The organism is Saltatorellus ferox (genome assembly GCA_007751475.1).
GTDB lineage: Bacteria > Planctomycetota > UBA1135 > UBA1135.
The window spans coordinates 5,218,835-5,236,726 of sequence record CP036434.1 but is presented as its reverse complement, the minus strand read 5'-3'; the positions used below and the strand labels follow the sequence as shown (position 1 = coordinate 5,236,726).

Below are 17,892 nucleotides of genomic sequence, written 5' to 3'. Positions count from 1 at the left end.
GTCACCCTGCAACATGGGCCCCGTGATAGGTGAACTACTCCTCGTCGGCGCCGGTGGTTTCGTGGGCGCGATCCTGCGCTACCTGGTGGCGGTGTGGCTCGCCGGGTCCACCTTTCCCTTCGCGACCCTGCTCGTGAACGTGGTCGGGAGCTTCTGCATCGGTGTGGCAGCGGGACTCATGGAAAAAGGTTCCTGGATCGAAGCCCACCGACACTTCGTCGCGGTGGGGGTCCTGGGCGCCCTGACCACTTTTTCGACCTTCAGTCTCGAGACCGTCGGGCTACTGCGTACCGGCCAGCACGGGGCCGCCGCGGCCTCGATCGTGCTCAACGTGGTGCTGGCGCTGGCTGCGGCCCGCGCGGGTCTGGCCCTGACGGGTTGACTCGCGCCGGGCTGACTCGCGCCGGGCCCTGACTCGCGCCGGGCACTGACGGGCTCCGGTTCCGTACCACCGACGTTCTCCTGCTGAGGCATTCTTCACGTTCGAGGCGTGTCATATCGGAACCGTAAAGGTCTTCCGGCTGAAAACGCCGACCACAGTTACCGGGGTAGTATGAGTCGGGGCCGTCCGTGCCGTGGTCTCGGGCTCCCAACCGCACATCATGCACCCACGCCGCCGCATCCACTGCATCAGGAGGAGCTCCGTGTCTGCCCTTTTGGCTCTCGCGCTCGCCTCGACCTCGACGATTTCACCGCTCTTCGCCGCCGTCCCGGCTGGCTACGCCGCTCCCGCGCATCCGCCGTCGGTCCTCGTTCTGGACAAGGGAGACGAGCAGTCCGCGCTCATCGCGGGCCTCGCCAAGCGCGGGCTCCACGACATGGTGGTGAAGGAGGCGACCGACTTCCTCCAGCGCTTCACGAATCACGCCCGCGCGAACGCGGTGCGTTACCGGCTGGCGGATGCCTACTTCGAACTCGGCAAGACGCGAGAGGCGCTCGGCCAGTACCAGGCCCTCGACCGCGTGTCGGGCTTCGAGCAGGCGATGGAAGTGAAGTTCCGCGTCGGCATGTGTGCGCTGGAGCTCGGGGAGAACGCCGTCGCGGCCGCCAGCCTGAAGGCCGTCGAGGCCTCGGACGCGGAGTACCTGAAGTCGCCCGCGATCTACCTGCTCGCCGAGGCGCTGTTCCGCAGCGAAGCGTTCGACGAGGCCGGGGCCGCCTATGGCCGAGTGCTCGCCCGCAAGGACGACGCGGCGGCCGAGTACGTGCGCGACGCGCGCTATGGCCGGACGTGGAGCGCCTGGAAGAGCAAGAACTTCGACGCCACGATTGCGGCCGCCGAGGACTTCCTCCGCCAGCATGCGGACGACCCACAGGCGGGTGAACTCGCGTTCCTCGCGGGCGAAGCGAACCTGGAAGCGGGCCGTCCCGAGCAGGCGATCCAGTGGTACGGTCGCGCGACGAAGGGCGAGTACGCCGAGGTCGCGCTGCGCGGCGCCGGTTTCGCCGAGGTGGCCAGGGGCGACGCGGCCGCTGCGGCGAGTCGCTTCGGACAGTACCTCGGCCAGTTCCCGAGGGGCAAGTTCGCTCCGGAGGTCGCCCTGCAGCGCGGGGTTCAGCTGGTACGGGCGAAGAAGTTCGCGGAGGCCGCGTCGGCCCTGCGCTCCGCGCCGACCGTGCAGGACGCGCAGTCGCGCTACTGGCTCGCGCTGGCGGAGGCCGGTCAGGGGAACCACGGCGCGGCGCTCGATGCCGCGAAGGAGGGCCTCACGAAGAGTCCCGAGGAGGCGCTGGCCGTTCAGCTTCGGATCGCCGCCGGTGACGCGCTCTTCGAGCTCGGCCGAGCCGAGGAAGCCGCGGCGCTCTACGAGCAGTCCGGTAGCGCCTACGCGCTGCACGCTGCCGCCGTCGCGCGGTTGAACGCAGGGGACGCCGAGGAGGCCGAGCGTCTCGCGCGCACGCTGCTCACGGGCGCCGCGCGGCAGCCCGGATCCGACTTCCGCCTGGAGGCGCTGCTCACGCGCGCCGAGGCCCTCTTCCGCCTGGAGCGTTACACGGAAGCCGAGCCGATCCTGCGCAGGCTCCTCGACGAGTCGAAGCCTGCGCAGCCCGGGGCGACGAACGGCGCCGCGGCCGCCAAGCCCGTCGACCCGGCTCTCGTGTCCCGCGCGAAGTCGCGCCTCGCCTGGTGTCACTGGTACTCGGGCGATACCGCCAGCGCCCGTCAGCTGTTCACGGCCGCGGCCAAGGATCCGAGCCTCACCGAGGCCGAGCGCTCCGAGGCGCTGTTCATGACCGGTCGCGCGGCTTTGAAAGAGGGCGACGACGCGGGCGCGGCCCAGGCGTTCGGCGCCTACGCCGATGCCACGGGCCAGGCCGGCGCGTTCGCCGACGAGGCGCTCCTTCGCCTCGCGCGCCTGACGCCGGGCGCAGCGGGCGCGAACTTCTACGCTCGCCTCGTCGCGGAGCACCCCCAGAGCTCGCTGCTGCCCGCCGCGCTGAGCGAGGCCGCCGAGCGCTACATCGAACTCGGCCAGGCCGATCAGGGCGCGGCCGCCTACGAGGCGCTCGTGCAGCGTTTCCCACAGAACGAACTCTCGAAGAACGCGCGCTACGGCCTCGGCTGGGCGCGCTATCAGAAGGGAGAGTACCAGGCTGCCACGGTGCCGCTCTGGGAGGTCGCCCGCGATGGTGCGGCTTCCGACGAGCTGCGCAACGCGTCGCTCGAGCTGCTCGTCTGGTCGTTCGCCAAGGCGAGGAGCGCAGATGACGCGGTCGCTGCGTTCCGCGCGTTCGCGGCGCGCACCGGCGACGAACAGCGCTTGCTGGCGGCGGCGCGCCTCGTCGACGGCGTGCTCGCCGAGGGCGGCAACCTCGACGGACGCAAGGAACTCTGGCAGTCCTTGACCACCAAGCTCCAAGCTCCGGACGCCGTGGCGACTGCGCGCATCGAACTCGGGTTCGTGGCCCTCGATCAAGGCGACTCCCAGGGAGCCGCCCAGCAGGCGATCGCCGCGCGTCAAGCGCAGCCGGAGAGCCCAGACGTCGCGGAGCTCCTGTTCTTCGTCGGCGAGGCCTACTACGACGCGGGCGACGACGAACGTGCGGCTCCGCTCTACGTGGCCGCTTCGCAGCACGCGACCGACGAGGTCGCCGAACGCGCGCTCTACAAGGGCGGCTTCTCCGAGCTTCGCCGCGGCAAGAACGCGGACGCGGCCAAGGCCTTCGCCACGCTCGTCGAGCGCTTCCCCACGGGCGTGCTCGCTCCGGAGTCGATGTTCCTGGCGGGCGAAGCCTTCTATCGGGAGAGCGAGTTCGAGCCGTCGGCGACCTGGCTGCGCCGCATGGTCAAGGACCACCCGAACCACGCTTCGCGCTCCAAGGCGCTGTTCCGCCTCGGGCTCGCCGAGGGCCAGCTGGAGAACTGGGGCGCGTCCGCGGACGCGCTCGGCAACCTCGTGTCGCGCTACCCTGAGTTCCCGAGTCTCGTCGAGGCCGAACTCTGGCGAGGTCGCGCGCTCAGCCGCCGCGGTGACCGCCGCGCGGCGCGTCAGTCGCTCAGCCGCGTGATCGAGTCCGACGAGGGCGTGCTCGCCGCGCAGGCGCGCATCGAAACCGGCCGCATCCTGGAGGAGGAGAGCGACCTCGAAGGCGCGCTCTCCGAGTACCTCAAGGTGGCCGTGCTCTACGGCCACGCCGAGGAGTGCGCCGAAGCGCTCGTGCGCGCGGGCGACGTGCTCGAGCGCAGCGGCGAGAAGAAGCGCGCAGCGGAGCGCTACGAGGAGGTGGTCAAGGACTACCCCGACACCCGTTACGCGAAAGAGGCCAGGAAGCGCCTCGCGGACGGCGTTTGATCCGTCCAGGACCGCCGCGAACCGCATCGACGACCTCCACGAGCTGGCCACGACCTGATCCCATCCCATGACGACTCTTTACCTTGCCGCAGCCGCGGTGCCGTTCGCTCTGCTCCAGGCCCAGGGGATGACCGCCGAGTCGCTCCAGGACCTGATCCTGCGGGGCGGGCCGCTGATGATTCCGATCGGACTGTGCTCGCTGCTGGCGCTCGCGTTCTCGATCGAGCGCTGGATCGGTCTGCGGGCGGGCCACCTCGGGTCGAACCGCCTCGGCCGTGACATCGTCGCGGCCGCGGAGAAGGATGGCGCGCTGGCGGCGCTGCGCGTCTGCAACGAGAACGGTTCCAAGCCGCTCGCCCGCATCGTCGGCGCCGCGCTGGAGCGCATGGACGCGGACTTCTCCGAGCGCGAGAAGGTCGTCGAAGACGCGGCCCACGCGGAGGTCCGTGCGATGAGCCGCAACCTGCGCCCGCTGTTCCTCGTCTGGCTGATCGCGCCGCTCCTGGGTCTGCTCGGCACCGTGTGGGGCATGATCGAGGCGTTCGGCAGCATCGCGGGCGAGGGCGGCATCGGCAAGCCCGAGCTGCTCGCAGGCGGCATCTACCGCGCGCTCACGACGACGGCCGCGGGCCTCGTCGTCGCCATCCCGGCGATCTGTGCGTACTGGTTCCTTCAGGGCCAGATCGAGAAGTTCGCTTCCCGCGCCGAGTCCGTGCATCGCGACGCGGAGAACGCCGTGCGCCGCCGCGGCGGCAAGGCCTCCAGGGGCAAGAGCGACGTGACCTCCGACGAGCGCGACGAAGCGGTCACGCTGACGGTATGAAGATCGACTCCAAAGACCCGGCCGCCGAGCTGGCGCTGAACCTCGCGCCGATGATCGACGTGGTGTTCCTGCTCCTGATCTTCTTCATGGTCGCGACGACGTTCTCGGAGCAAGAGAAACAGATGGACCTCGACCTCCCGAGCGCCGAGAGCGGCGAGGTCGCGGCGCCAGAGACGAAGGACATCGAGGTCTTCGTCCTGCGCGACGGCAGCATCCAGATCGAGGGCGAAACCGTGAACCAGGACCGCATGGTCGAGATCTTCGCGCGCGCGGCGCGCGAGAATCCCGAGACGCCGGTCACCATCCGAGGCGACAAGATCGCCCAGCTGCAGGTCGTCACCGACGTGATGGACGCGTGCCGTATCTCCGGCCTGCGCGACATCGGTATCTCGACGGTCGACAAGTAACCGCCCTCCCTTTCCTTTCCGCAAGCCTCCGGAGCCCGAGCCATCGCCAGCGAGCCACAAGTCGGCGGACAGTTCTCCAAGAACGTCGTGATCGCAGTCAGCCTTCTGGCGGCTGGGTTCCTGGCGGCGTGGCTTCGTTTCCGCCCGTACCTCGGCACCGAGGGAGCGTTCACGGACGGCGAGCGCACGATCGAGATCGAATCCGTCGACGAGCTGCGCTACGCGGTCTGGGACGATCCGCTTCCACTCACGGGCGACCTGAACTCCGACGAGCCGGAGAGCGCCCCGGTGCTCTCGCCGGACGGGCGCTACATGGTATTCGTCGTCGGCGCCCGAGGGCTCGGCACCGACATCTGGGTCTGCGACCTCGACCGCTCCGGCCGAGCGCTGGAGCCGCGACCGCTCATCGGCGTGAACAGCTCGGCGGACGAACTCGCGCCTGCCTTCACGACGGACGGCGCGCTGCTGTTCGCGTCGAACCGGCCCGGCGGGGAAGGCGGCCTCGATATCTGGCGGTCGGACTACGATCGCGGCGTCTTCGGCAAGCCGGAGCACCTCGCCGGTCGCGGCTTGAACACGCCCGCAGACGAGACGGATCCGACCGCGGTTCCGGGCTCCGACGCGATTCTGTTCGCCTCGAACAGGCTCACGGTAGAGGAGAAGGCCGCCCAGGCGCCGCGCCAGTTCGACCTGTACTCCGCCGAGCCGCTTCCGATCCGCGATGGGGCCGAGGTGGTCTGGGAAGTCCATGGACTCGACGGGATCAACACGCCCTACGACGAGCGTGACCCGTCGCTGACCGTCGACGGTCGCGCGCTGCTCTTCGCGTCCGATCGCGGCACGATGTCTTCGGGGCTCTTCGGCTTCGGCGAGGCCGTGTCCTCGCGCGAGGTACCGCTCGGGCTCCAGCGTTCGAGCGCGAACCGCACCGACACCGACTTCGACCTTTTCCGCGCCGCGCGCCGGCCCTTCGATCACCCGGGCCCCGAGTTCACGGACGAGTGGCTGCCGCCGCGTCCGCTGGAGGGCGTCAACACCGATGCGTCCGAACGCTACCCGCGATCGACGCCGGACGGCTTCGCGCTGCTCTTCGCGCGCGGCGACGAGTTCACCGTGGACGAGTCGGGCCAGCGCACCGCGCTCCCCGATACCGAGGTCAACTGGGACGTCTGGCGCGCGACGAGCCGCGAGGTCGTTCGGACGCCGGGTAAGCCGATCGGCTGGCGCGAGATCATCGTTCTCCTCGCGCTCCTGCTTCTTGCGCTGCTCGCGGCCCTCGCGAAGCGCTGGAAGGGGATGGACGTCATCTACAAGGCGTTCCTCGTGTCACTGCTGATTCACCTCGCGCTTCTCTTCTGGGCGCGGGACGTGGTTCCGGAGTCCGGGCCGATGGAGCTGCGCGAGGGCGATCCGGATCGGGTGCGGGTACGCCTCGTCGAGGACCCGAACTCGCTGCGCGCCCAGCGCAACGAGGAGCGTGGGGGACGCGTGGAGGCCGCGCGCTCCGAGGCCGAGACCTCGGACCAGCTCACGCGTGCGGAGCTCGCGGCTGTGGCCGCGGCGGAGCTGGCGGCGTCGGCTTCGATGACGGCGCTTCAGCGATCCGAGGCGCAGATGGCCGACGGGCCGACGCCCATGGACGCGCCGGATCCGGAGCGCGAGGTCGAGGTCGACCAGGCGTTCCAGCAATCGATCGCCGAGGCGCGGGAGGCCTTCGAGCGCAAGACCGGCGAGGCCGCACCGCTCAGCGTGGCCGCGAGTGAGGTCGAGTCGAATCGGACGGAGCGGACGGCGGCGGAGGTCGCCAGGGATCGAGCGCTCGCGGCGGCGTCCGCGAACGTGCCCGTGGCGAGCACCGAGGCGCCGAGCGCGGCGCGGCTGGAGCGCAGCTCCGAGCGCAACGCGCCCCGGGACGCCCCGTCGCGCAGCTCCGTGACGGTCGATCGATCGCAGGACGCGCCGTCCTCGGTCCAGCAAGCGGAGCGGACGCCCACGATGAGCGGTCCCGAGGTCGACTTCGAACGCAAGGTCGCCGATGCGCGGACCGCCTCGGATCCGCTGGCGTTGAGTCAGTCGGACGAGGCGCGGATCTCGTCGCGCACGAGTTCGGACGCGCCGACGCTCCGGGCCGAGGCGCCCCGTGCGGAGCGGGCGCCGGGTGAGAGCGTGGCCGTTGCGCCGAGCGCGACGTCCGAGCTGCGGCGTTCGGAGCGCTCGGATCCGGTCGGTGGTCCGGTGGCGCTGCCGACGGCGGTGCCGACGCTCACGGAGTCCGGTCGTGCGACCACGCCCGTCGAGATTGCGCTGGCGGGCCCGAGCGGCGAGGCAGAGATCGAGCGCACGGAGGGGCCGGCAGCCCCCGCGTTCGACGCCCTGGAAGGAGCGGGGCAGGCGGCGGCGGCGCTGGATCGTTCGAAGGAGCCGCGGAGTGAACTTTTCGGACCCGCGCGCGAGGTGACGGCCGATTCCGGCGCGTCCTCGGAGCTCGCTTCCGCGAGTGACCTGGCCCCGTCCGTGCTGGCCCCGATCGGGCGCAGTCGCTCGCGCAGCGCGGCGGAAGCACCCAGCTTCGCGATGCCGGGCCGCGCTTCGGTGGAACAGGAGCTGGAGCGAAGCGTCGGGCCCAGCGCAGGGCCAAGCGCGGCGCGCGAGGTCAGCGTGGCCGATCTGGCCGGTGAACCCACCGCTCGGCCCTCGACTCCAGCGTCGGGTGCGGAGGCACCCTCCGCGACCGGCTCGATCATGGCGGATCTCGGTCCCACGGACACCGGCTCGCTGCGACGTAGAGATCGCAGTGAAGGACCCGTGGAGGGCCCTGGCCGCATCGCGACGAACACGGGGAGCGGCGGCGCCGTGGGCTTCGAAGCGCCCGCGCCGGCAGCGGTCGAGCTGAAGGCCCCCGACGCTCCGCGGCCGCCCCAGGGCGTGCCGGTGGCGAAGCTGAGCCTGGAGCAGTGGGACAGGACTCCCTACCAGTCGCGCACCGGTGAGCGGAAGATCGCGGCGCTGGAGGAGTACGGCGGCGGCGTCGAGACGGAGCGCGCGGTCGAGGGCGGGCTCGCCTACCTGGCCCGGCGCCAGCGTTCGGACGGGCGCTGGGGTCGCAAGGAGATCGACGACAAGTACGGCCAGCCCATGGTCGGAAAGACCGGCCTCGCCTGCCTCGCCTTCATGGGCGCGGGCCACACGCCGCAGTCGAACACCGAGTACTCGGACAACGTCGCGAAGGGGCTCCAGTTCCTCGTCGACTCCCAGGATCCGGCCTCGGGTCACTTCGGAAACACGAGCTCCTACGGTCATGCGATCGCGACCTACGCGCTGGGGGAGGCGTTCGCGCTCACGAGTGCGGCGCAGTTCCGCGGCCCGCTCGTCGCGGCGGTTCAGCACATCGTGGACAACCAGGTGTCGTCGCGGGATCCGCTGCTCGACGGCGGCTGGTCGTATTTCTTTGCCGATGGGCGCACGCTCGATCGCTGGCCGCGGGCGTCGGTCACGGCGTGGCAGGTGATGGCGCTGGAGTCGGCGAAGCTCGGGGGCATCGACGTGCCGAGGCCCGTGTTCGCGCGCGCCCAGCAGTTCCTCGTGAACTCGTGGGATCCCTCCAGGAGCGCCTTCCGCTACAGCCACGATCCGGGCCGCCTGCGCTCGGACTACCCGCTCCTCCCCGGCTCCACGCCGGCCTCGATGTTCGCGCTGTCGCTGCTGGGTGCGGACATCGGCGCGCCGCAGTTCGCGCCGGCCCGTGACTTCGTGCACGCGCGCTCGCCGCGGGGCTACCGCTTCACGGGCGAGGACGACTTCGTCTACAAGGCCCAGGGCAACCTCTACTTCTGGTACTACGGAACGCTGGCGATGTTCCGAGCGGGCGGCGACGACTGGCAGCGCTGGAACACGGCGCTGAAGGAAACGCTCGTTCCCGCCCAGGACCCGGACGGCTCGTGGCGCCCGATCTCGATCTACGCGGGCTACGCCCAGGACTCGGACGGGGATCGCTCCTATACGACGGCGATGAACGTGCTGACGCTCGAGGTGTACTACCGCTACTTCACGCCTCTCTTGAAGGTGGAGTGATTCGCCGGTAGGGCCCCGCGGGATCTTCGGCCGAATCCGCTGTCTGTCCTGCGCGACCGATTCGGGTCGTATCCTTTTCCTGCGAGGATCGAACGTTCTGTTCTTCCTCCGGCGGTCGACAAATGGCGCCGACCGGAGCGAATTCGAGGGGATCTGTCACAATCCGCGCTCCGCTCCATCACCGAGCTGCCATGACAGAACAGAGGATGGAAATCGACTCGCTCCTGAAGGAACACGGCTGGTTGACCCGGCTTGCCACGGGGCTCGTTGGCGCGGGGGAAGCGGGGGATCTCGTTCAGGACACCTACCGCGCCGCGCTGGAGAGCGCGCCGCCGCGCGCTCGCGAGCGAGGGCGCCTGCGTGGCTGGCTGCGGGTCATCGCGACGCGGCGCGCGGCCGAGCGCTGGCGTGAGGAGCACGGGCGTAAGGGGCGCGAAGCGCAGCACGCAAGGGACGAGGATCGGCTTCACGGCGCGGAATCCCGCAGCCACAGCCCGAGCGCCGAGCTGGAGCGCGCCGAGTTGAGGCGCTTTCTGGCCGAGGCCGTACTGGCACTCGACGCGCCGCTACGGGACGTGGCGGTGCTGCGCTACTTCGAGGATCGCTCGTACGCACAGATCGCGGCGCGGCTCGACATTACCGAGGCGCTCGCGCGACAAAGAGCGTCGCGCGCCTGCGCAGCGCTGCGCGAGACGCTCGACGGTCGCTCGGGTGGAGATCGCTCGGCCTGGATGTCGGCGCTCGCACCGTGGGTCCTTCGCGCGCCGAGGTGGAGCGCGAGAGCCATGGCGGTGACCGGGATCACCGCCGCAGTCGCCGTACTCCTGTGCGCCGCGTGGTGGTGGAGTCCGTCGCCTGCTGCTGATGCGCTCGAACCGCTGGCGCGGGGCTCCAAGGCGGCCCTGGACGAGGTCGCCAACTTGACCCCGCCGTCGCCCACTCTGGACGGGAGCGGGGAGACGGACCGCATGGCCGCCGTCGCCGCGTCTGAGGAACGAGAGACCCTGGCATCCGCGCGGGCCGCCTTCCCGCTACCGCCTGCAGAGGAACGCGCGACGCTGGATGTGCAGGCGATCTGGGACGATACGGAGGAGCCAGCGTCCGGCCTTTGGCTCTCTGCTTACGGTCGCCAGATGGTTCAGGCCGATGCCGCCGGAAGGGTTCGATTCGCGAACCTGCCGCCGGGGTACGGGGGGTTGACCAGCAACACGGGAAGCTACCTCAATCTGAAGCTCGAGCCCGGCGAGCTGCGCTCGGTGACGCTGCGGGTGAGACGGGAGTTGTCGGTGCGCGGACGCGTGATCGACGGCGGGGGCCGGGGCGTTTCGGGGGCGAAGATTCTGGTGATGACGACCAGCAACGGATGGAGCATTCCACAGGCAGAGTCGGACAGCGATGGGGACTTCGAGCTTGAGGGCCTGAGTGGATACGTGGGCATCGCCGCATCGCATCCAGATCGAGGGACGTCGCTCGCCAGGCATGTCGGAGGCACGAGTGCCCACGCGACCGAACTCCGACTGACCCTCGAAGGCGGATCGGGCGGACTGTCTGGCATCGTCCTGGACGAGGACGGTGCGCCCATGGTGGGCGCGCCGGTCGGGTTCCAGCCCACCGTGGATGCGGTGCTGGCGGATGCGCCGAAGTCGGTGATCACCGGCGACTGGACCGACGACGAAGGACGCTTTCGGCTCCCGGTTCTTCGGCCTGGGCCTGGCCATTGGACGGTGCGTACCGCCCGCCATGGGCTGGTCGCGGGCGAGGCCGTGGTCGTACGAGACAAGACAACCGACCTGGAGATTCGTCTCTCACGAGGGAACTCGATCCAGGGGGTGGTCCGCGATGAAGCCACGGGCGAGCCAGTGGAGCAAGCGATCGTGGGGGTGGGACCGCCGGGCGATGAGACGTTTCGAGGGGCCATGACCGATGAGCGTGGAGAGTTCGTCATCGAGGGCCTGCAGGGAACTTCCGCCGAGCTCACCGTTCGCGTCATGGACGAGATCGTGCACGAGCGGACGGTCGTCCTGGGGACGCAAGGGGTGAAAGCGCTGGAGATCCTGATCGCGCCGCAGACACACTCCGTGCACGGATTCGTCCTGGACGAAGAGGGCCAGCCGCTGGTCGGCTGTGAGGTCTCCGCCGAGGGGTACCGAACGAGGTCCTGGAGCGCCAGGACCGATGAGGCGGGCGTCTTCCGGATCCCTCACGCACCGCTCGCCGCGACGGCACTGGAGGTGTGCGCGCCCGAACCCGATGCGTCGCGGTCCACGCGGGTGCTGGCTACCCTCGTCGATGTCCTGCCGAGAAGAGGGCCGATCCAGATCGTGGTCCCCATGGCGAAGCTCTCCACTGGTTCCGTGGAGGGCCATGTCACGACGGAAGACGGAGCGCCCGTGCCCGACTTCGACGCCGAGATGGAATTCCTCGAGGGAGGCTACTGGGGAACGGTCCAGGGCCAGGTCAGCGGAGTCTTCCGATTCGAAGGCGTCGCGATCGGTCGGCACGCATTGACGATCCGTGCGCCTGGAATGGCGGAGTCGCTCACCATGCTGGAAGTACGGGCTGACGAAAAGCTGGAGCTCCCGCCGATCGTTCTTTCCGAGGGCGCGATGTTCCGACTCGATTTTGCCTTCGACCCGCCGATGGCGCTCGTTTCGGAGGCCGGCGAGCGAGAGCGCGTCCACGTGTACGAGATCCGATCGAAGCCCGACTTCGGGCCCTATCGGCTCTACCTGGGCGAAGCCGAGCAGGGGATCGTCGAGTTCGGCCCGGTGCCTTCGGGGAGCACTCGTCTCGTCATCGAGGGCGAGGATGTCTACCGCGAAATCGAGGTCGTCGTGCCTGCCATGGGGCAGGCAAGCGATGCGGCCCCGCAACGCATCGAGGTCTCCCGCAAGCACCTCACGCCAGTCGCCGTCGAGTATGTGGCGGCGACCCCGAATCGGGCGGCGCGCCTCGAGAACGAGATCCTGAGCTTCGGGCTTTCCTGGCGACTCCGCGACGGGAGGGGTCTGCTGCTCCGCCAGTCGGATCGGCCAGAGCAGATGGTTTTCGGCGAGAGGCTGAGGCTCCATGGACTGGAGCCGGGCGCGCTCTATCTTCTGGAAGTGGAGGACGTGGAAGGCCGTAGCGGATCCGCCGAAGTGCTCGGCGGCAGTCCCTCCCGTGTCGTCGTCAGGTGACGCTTCACCGACGGTCGGCGCGCGCTCCAGATCCGATTCTGTACGGATCCTTCTCGCGACGCTGAATGTGGCGGTACTGCCACGGAGTGGCGCCAGCGTCAGGCCAGGTCCGGGCCCTTGACGCGGAGTATGCCTTCGGGGAGCCGCAGGCGTGACATCACGAGCGTGTCCACGTAGGAGCCGCCGCGTAGCGCGAACGCTCGCTTGACGCCTTCGACCTCGAAGCCCCTGGAGCGGTAGAGGCCGATGGCTGGCTCGTTGTCAACGTAGACCTCCAGCTCGAGCCGCAGCACGCCGTACCAGTTCTCGGCGAGGTCGATGGCGGCGTCGAGCAGCGCGCCGCCAGCTCCGCGGCGTTGAAACCCGTCGTCGACCGCCATGCCAAAGCCCGCCGTATGGCGCCTCCGCGGATTCTCGGCGAGGTGCAGTCCCAGGTGCCCGACCACGCGCTCCCCGGAGCACGCGACGAGCTGGTGGATCCCCGGCGTAGGCGATTGTGTGCGGTCGAGCCACAAGTGCCTGTGGGGGAAGGGCATCTGAAGCGTGCCCCACACGGCGCCAGGCGCGGCGTAAAGGACGGACAGCGCCTCGCCATCGGACGGGGCAAGGCCGCGGATCGTGATGTCGTGCGGCGGTGGGGTTGCGGCAGTGTCGTCGCTCATGGGGTGGCTCCTCTTCCAAGGAATCGTACCCGGTGGTACCGAACCCGACCCAAAGCCGCCACGTTTCGATTGGAGGGGTGTCCCTCCGATCCGAAACGTGGCGGCTTTGGGTCAGGCTCGGTACCGCCACGTTGCGCTCTCCTGTCACAGTCCTCGGGGTCGCGACTCTTCCTGATTCTGAATGGGATCCAAAATCTGGATCGATCGGCCACCATCCGGCGACCGGCATGGCTACAGCAGGCGCGAGAGGAGCTCCATCGCCGACTGAAACGCCTTCTGCGCATCACCCATCCGGACCTGGAGCTCCGCGGGCGGAAGCCCCTGCGCCGACAGCGTCTCGATGTCACGCGAGAATTGCTCGCTGAGCGCCGTCGTCACCTTTCCGTAGGTCTCCGCGTCGATCTTGGTCCCCCCGCCCCCGGCGGAGCCGCCGCTCCCCATCTCGTGGGCGTATGCCTCCTTTACCCGCGCGCCGAAGTCGTTGTGCGGATAGGACTCGAGGAGCTGCTCGACCTCCACCATCGCCTCATCCGCTCGGTCGTCCTTGATCAGTACGCTGATGAGCTTCTCGAACGTCGACTCATGGAAGTAGGAGTTCACGGGCCGCCGGATGATCTCGCGGAATCGTTCGATCGCGCCGTCCGTGTCACCGAGGACGTAGAGCATCATGCCGGAGGTCGTGACCGCGCCGCCGGTGTCGTAGCGCTCCTCCGACTCCTCGCGGGACGTCTCGTAGACCCATTCGCAGAGGCGCTTCACGTCGAGGCAAATCTCCATGATCTCCGAGCTACGCTCACCTTCGTTCCATGCCTCGGTCGCGACCGTGGCCCAGTAGCGATTGGCGAAGTCGAAGACCTGCTTGCGGGCGGTTGGATCGCCGGTGGAGAGCGCGTCGCGCAGCCCCTCGCGATCGCTGTCGAAGGAGTCGCCGCTGGGGCTGAGGACCGAGTCGATGGAGAAGGTGGAGAGTATGGTCATGGTGCGGCGATGTTACGGAAGGTGGCCGCGTCGAGGGAGCCTCGCCAGCGCGTGAATGGAGCTGCGTGACATCCGGGTGACAGACTCCTACTCGAGCGCCCAGGCTGACCGCTTCGGTACCGCCACAGGTACCGTCACGCTGACGGATCTCCACCTGTCGCTCCGCCGGGGGGGCGACCGCGCTCCGTATCGAATAGGCGCGCGCGCGCGAACTGCTCGCGGCCCTCACGTCCAAGGAAGTAGAACGCCAGCGAGAGTCCGATGGCCATTCCGATGCCTCGCTGTACATGGTCGAGTCCTCTCAGCTCAGCGGCTTGCGCCCACCACGTCCAGAGATTGACCACGACTCCGAGGGCGGCCGCAGATCCGATCGTGACCCGCGCCCAGTCGGCGGCCCGACGCAGACCCCACCAGATGGCCAGGAACCAGCCAGCGATCCCGGCAGACAGAAGCGCTGGCCATCCCGTCAATGTGAAGAGCGCTCGCCACAGGAGAACGCAGGCGATGATCAGTCCCATCCACGGGTAAGGACCGAGGGAGGCAGCGACTTCTTCCTTGGCGAGACGGTTGCGGTAGCGTTCGAGGTGGGCGCTGGATTTGGTCATGGCCGCTCGGACGGTACGATCCCCGATCCGAATCCGCCAGTCCAGGGCGGAGACGGCTCGTTCTGGTAGTACCGATCTCGACCCTAAGCCGCCACGTTTCGATTCGAAGGGATTCTCCCCGATCGGAAACGTGGCGGCTTTGGGTCAGGCTCGGTACCGCCAGGATCTCTGTCCATCGGTCCGTAATTACTGTCCATGGGCGCCTCGGTCCTGGATATCGTCCAGCACCCGAAGATGAGTTGCCGCGTTCCGCACGATCCCCCGAGCCACATCGGGGCCCATGACGACCGCCCGGAGTTTCATGCGCTGGTGATGCCGCAGGCCCTCCGCGGGGAGATCGAGAACCTGTTGCTGGAAGGCCAGCGGCTGGCCGGAGCGCGGCAACTGCGGATCTATGTGCCTGCCACGGAGCTACGCGGCAGTACGCCGCTGCCCATCGTCCTCGTCAACGATGGACACAAGGCCTTCGAACCCGCGAATCACGGATCGGTCTCGCCGCTCCACCAGTCTGGCACGCTGCAGATGCATCGTGTAATGGATGGGCTCTTATGCTCGGGGGCCGTGCGCCCCGCCGTCGTCGTCGCGATCGGCGTACACGCAAGCACGCGCGCCGACCAGTACGTCCCGATCCGCGCCCGGCTCGGTGACATCGAGTTCGGAGGCTGCGGAGATCTCTACCTGGATCTCCTCGAGCACGAGGTCTTGCCAGCGGTGCGAGCTTTCCTCGGCCACGTTCCGCTCTCCCACGCCGCCGAAGATCAGGTCCTGCTCGGCTCCTCGATCGGCGGGTTCTCGGCGCTGTACGGCGCGCTGACACGGCCAGGCGTGTTCGGTGCAGCGGTCGCGCTGTCACCATCTGCCTGGATCGACGACGGCTTCCTGACGCGGCTCGCGCAAGAGAGCCCATCGATCGTACCGCGCATCGCGGCAGACATCGGCCACCACGAACAACCGCCCATCCGCAAACACTGCCGCGCGCTCTTCGAAGTGCTTACCCAGCGCGGCGGCGATCGGGTGCACGCCTTGGACGTCGACGGCGCGCACAACGAGGACAGCTGGCGCGCGCGGCTCCCGCGCATGCTCCGCCACGTGCTGACATCGAACTGAACGTCTCGGTGCGCGGCGGACATGCGGGGAGGACCACCATGGGCCTCATTCCGGCCATTCCCTGATCCAACCCAGCCAACCTGCGATCGCGAGGACCGCGCAGTGCTTTCGAGATCGCCGAGGAGCGCGGTGAGTCCGCCGTGCCCCTGCGCTACCGCGTGCTCGTTCTGGAGTGCCCCGGCCGACGGGTCGTGGATCGAGGCACACCGGGTCGGGTGGCGGGGTAGGGCGGGGCCGAAGGCGTTGCGAGACCGGGGGGGAAGCCCATACAGTCGGGATCGACCGCTCTTACCCACGTTTCTTGGACCCTCTCTTCCCGAGGCCCCATGCACACAAGGTTTGCTCGAGTCCGCTCTTGCACCCTCACGCTCCTTCAAGGCAAGCGCCGCCTGACCGAGGGTTTCCTCGCGCTCGCTACGGCAACCGCGGGGGCGGCGCAGTGCGGATACACCGAGATCCTTCCGCAGCCTGGCTTCGAGGACTCCGCCGCGAGGGCGATCTCCTCGGACGGGGCCACCGTCGTCGGCGCGTCATTCGGCCCGTCGGGGGCGCGCGCGTTCCGCTGGACCGAGGCCACGGGTCTCCAACCCTTGCAGGCGTCGGGCAGCAGCGAGGCGCTCGGCGTTTCTGCGGACGGCACTGTCGTGGCCGGCTACTGGAGCAACGGTCTCATGGGAAGAGCGTTTCACTGGACCGCCGCGACCGGCGCCGTCGATCTCGTGACCCCCGGAGCGACCTTCGCCGATGCGCGGGCCGTTTCCGACGACGGAACGGTCCTCGTCGGCCGCATGAGGATCGGTGGCCAGGACCGCGCGTTCCGCTGGACGGCCGCGGGCGGCGCCCTCGACATTTCTGAGAACGGAGTCATCGTCGGGTACAGGACCATCGATCCGCTCAACGGGTCGTCGCGCGCGTTCGTCTGGCGCTCGAGCACCATCGGTACGACCTACTGCGACACGGCGGTTGCCAACGGCACCGGATGCATCGGGCGACTTGACGTGAACGGGAAGGCGAGCGTAGCGGCGAACGCGTTGCGGCTCGACGCCTCGTCGCTCCCCGCGAATGTGTTCGGATTCTTCCTCGCTGCGCGCGCGACCGGGAGTACGCCCGCGGCGGGCGGCGGCGCGGGGCCGCCGGCTCGTCGAGTCGCTGTCGGACGCGGACTGACGTACCGCCACGCTACTCCGTCAGGCCCTGGCAATGAACCAGTAGCTCTCTCGAGTGCGGCGACGTCCGGTGCTCGAAGAGGTACAGGCCCTGCCAGGTCCCGACGTTCAACCGTCCGTTCGTGATGGGCAACGTCTCGGACGTCCTGGTGATCGCACTCCGCAGGTGAGACGGCATGTCGTCCGTACCTTCTGCGGTGTGCGTGTATCGAGGATCACCGTCCGGTGCGAGTCGCTCGAACCAGGCGAGAAGGTCGCGGGCCGCACTGGGGTCCGCGTTCTCCTGGATGACGAGGCTCGCGGAGGTGTGCCTGCAGAAGACGGTCACGAGTCCGGTTCGCACGCCGGAGTTCGTCACGGCGTCAGCGACCTCGCGGGTGATGTCGACGAGCGAGCGCCCGCGCGTCGGGATCCGTAGCGTCGTCTGCTGGTGGGTGATGGACATGGGCGCGACAGGCTTCTACGCGATCCGCTCGGCCGTCCAGGTCACCAGGTGCTGCTGATCCGGCAGGAATGCCGTGCCTTCCAGCGTGGACCCGCTGGTTCGGCCGGTGAGCGTGGCGGTTCCCAGGAGGGGATCCTGGCACGTGGCCTGACTGGCGAAGATCACGCCGGCTTCGTCCCGCTGTGCCGTGAGGAGGCCGCGGAATCGCTCCGAAGCTGGGCCGAAGGAAAGGAGCCCGACGGAGGCATCCGTCTCGGACTCGACGGCGCGCTCGATCTCGAGGTTCGTGACGTCGGAGGCCCCGTCGGCGAAGGTCACGGTGGCCTGCCAGGCCCCCAGGAGGGGAAGAATGGCCTCCTCGTGACCTGCCCACCTGGCAGTCGGGCGCCCGTTCTCCTCTGCCAGCTTCGCGTGCGGCACGTCGTCGCTGCGCTGGGCTGGTTCGGGCGTGCTCGACGGTGCCAGGAGCGTCAGAAGGGCGATGGCGAGGGCAAGGAGGCTGATCATGGGAGCGAGAGGGGTGGAGGAGGGCGCTCCGCGGATGTCGAGTGAGAGCGGCGATGGGGCGCGATACTCTGCGCACGTGCAACGTCCGTACCAGGCCGCAGGTCAGTCTCGCCTCGTCCGCCCAAGGGCTTCCTCCCGCTACGCAACC

At 69.0% G+C, this 17,892-nt stretch carries 13 protein-coding genes; 8 read left to right on the top strand and 5 right to left on the bottom strand.

Features of this window, described 5'->3' with window-relative positions:
* Window positions 1-13 precede the first annotated feature (13 nt).
* The 6 genes from crcB to Poly30_RS18675 all read left to right on the top strand — a co-directional run bounded on the left by crcB (window position 14) and on the right by Poly30_RS18675 (window position 12,274).
* Window positions 14-382: a fluoride efflux transporter CrcB gene (gene crcB / locus Poly30_RS18700; RefSeq protein ID WP_145200675.1), complete on the top strand. Its 369-nt coding sequence runs from the start codon at window positions 14-16 to the stop codon at window positions 380-382.
* Between the two features lie 262 nt (window positions 383-644).
* Window positions 645-3,794: a tetratricopeptide repeat protein gene (locus tag Poly30_RS18695; protein WP_419190371.1), complete on the top strand. Its 3,150-nt coding sequence runs from the start codon at window positions 645-647 to the stop codon at window positions 3,792-3,794.
* A gap of 67 nt (window positions 3,795-3,861) precedes the next feature.
* Entirely contained in the window at window positions 3,862-4,617 is a 756-nt protein-coding gene (locus tag Poly30_RS18690) for a MotA/TolQ/ExbB proton channel family protein (RefSeq protein WP_145200669.1), read from the top strand.
* Window positions 4,614-5,024: an ExbD/TolR family protein gene (locus tag Poly30_RS18685; RefSeq protein ID WP_145200666.1), complete on the top strand. Its 411-nt coding sequence runs from the start codon at window positions 4,614-4,616 to the stop codon at window positions 5,022-5,024. The genes Poly30_RS18690 and Poly30_RS18685 overlap by 4 nt, the downstream gene beginning before the upstream one ends.
* 87 nt (window positions 5,025-5,111) lie before the next feature.
* On the top strand, window positions 5,112-9,095 hold the full coding sequence (locus Poly30_RS18680; protein WP_145200663.1) for a PD40 domain-containing protein: 3,984 nt from the start codon (window positions 5,112-5,114) through the stop codon (window positions 9,093-9,095).
* Between the two features lie 191 nt (window positions 9,096-9,286).
* A complete protein-coding gene (locus Poly30_RS18675) occupies window positions 9,287-12,274 on the top strand; it encodes a sigma-70 family RNA polymerase sigma factor (protein WP_419190370.1) in 2,988 nt (995 codons plus the stop codon).
* Between the two features lie 98 nt (window positions 12,275-12,372).
* Here the strand turns inward: Poly30_RS18675 and Poly30_RS18670 are convergent, their stop codons facing one another.
* The 3 genes from Poly30_RS18670 to Poly30_RS18660 all read right to left on the bottom strand — a co-directional run bounded on the left by Poly30_RS18670 (window position 12,373) and on the right by Poly30_RS18660 (window position 14,519).
* Window positions 12,373-12,936 carry a GNAT family N-acetyltransferase gene (locus Poly30_RS18670; RefSeq protein ID WP_145200657.1) on the bottom strand — a complete coding sequence of 188 codons (564 nt, stop codon included), beginning with the start codon at window positions 12,934-12,936 and terminating at the stop codon, window positions 12,373-12,375.
* A 231-nt stretch (window positions 12,937-13,167) separates the two neighbouring features.
* Entirely contained in the window at window positions 13,168-13,914 is a 747-nt protein-coding gene (locus tag Poly30_RS18665; RefSeq protein ID WP_145200655.1) for a tetratricopeptide repeat protein, read from the bottom strand.
* Window positions 13,915-14,048: 134 nt separating this feature from the next.
* Window positions 14,049-14,519, bottom strand: a complete 471-nt coding sequence (locus Poly30_RS18660; RefSeq protein WP_145200652.1) for a hypothetical protein — start codon at window positions 14,517-14,519, stop codon at window positions 14,049-14,051.
* 195 nt (window positions 14,520-14,714) lie between these two features.
* Here Poly30_RS18660 and Poly30_RS18655 point away from each other — a divergent pair, with 195 nt between their 5' ends.
* Together Poly30_RS18655 and Poly30_RS18650 are read left to right on the top strand one after the other, a co-directional pair.
* Window positions 14,715-15,626 carry an alpha/beta hydrolase gene (locus Poly30_RS18655; protein WP_145200649.1) on the top strand — a complete coding sequence of 304 codons (912 nt, stop codon included), beginning with the start codon at window positions 14,715-14,717 and terminating at the stop codon, window positions 15,624-15,626.
* Between the two features lie 326 nt (window positions 15,627-15,952).
* Window positions 15,953-16,918, top strand: coding sequence for a hypothetical protein (locus Poly30_RS18650; protein WP_145200646.1), 966 nt, complete (start codon window positions 15,953-15,955; stop codon window positions 16,916-16,918).
* On the opposite strand, the gene Poly30_RS18645 is transcribed toward Poly30_RS18650, so the two are convergent.
* Both Poly30_RS18645 and Poly30_RS18640 read right to left on the bottom strand, forming a co-directional pair.
* Window positions 16,806-17,237 carry a secondary thiamine-phosphate synthase enzyme YjbQ gene (locus tag Poly30_RS18645; protein ID WP_145200643.1) on the bottom strand — a complete coding sequence of 144 codons (432 nt, stop codon included), beginning with the start codon at window positions 17,235-17,237 and terminating at the stop codon, window positions 16,806-16,808. The genes Poly30_RS18650 and Poly30_RS18645 overlap by 113 nt on opposite strands.
* A 15-nt stretch (window positions 17,238-17,252) precedes the next feature.
* On the bottom strand, window positions 17,253-17,744 hold the full coding sequence (locus tag Poly30_RS18640; RefSeq protein WP_145200640.1) for a hypothetical protein: 492 nt from the start codon (window positions 17,742-17,744) through the stop codon (window positions 17,253-17,255).
* Between the last annotated feature and the right edge of the window lie 148 nt (window positions 17,745-17,892).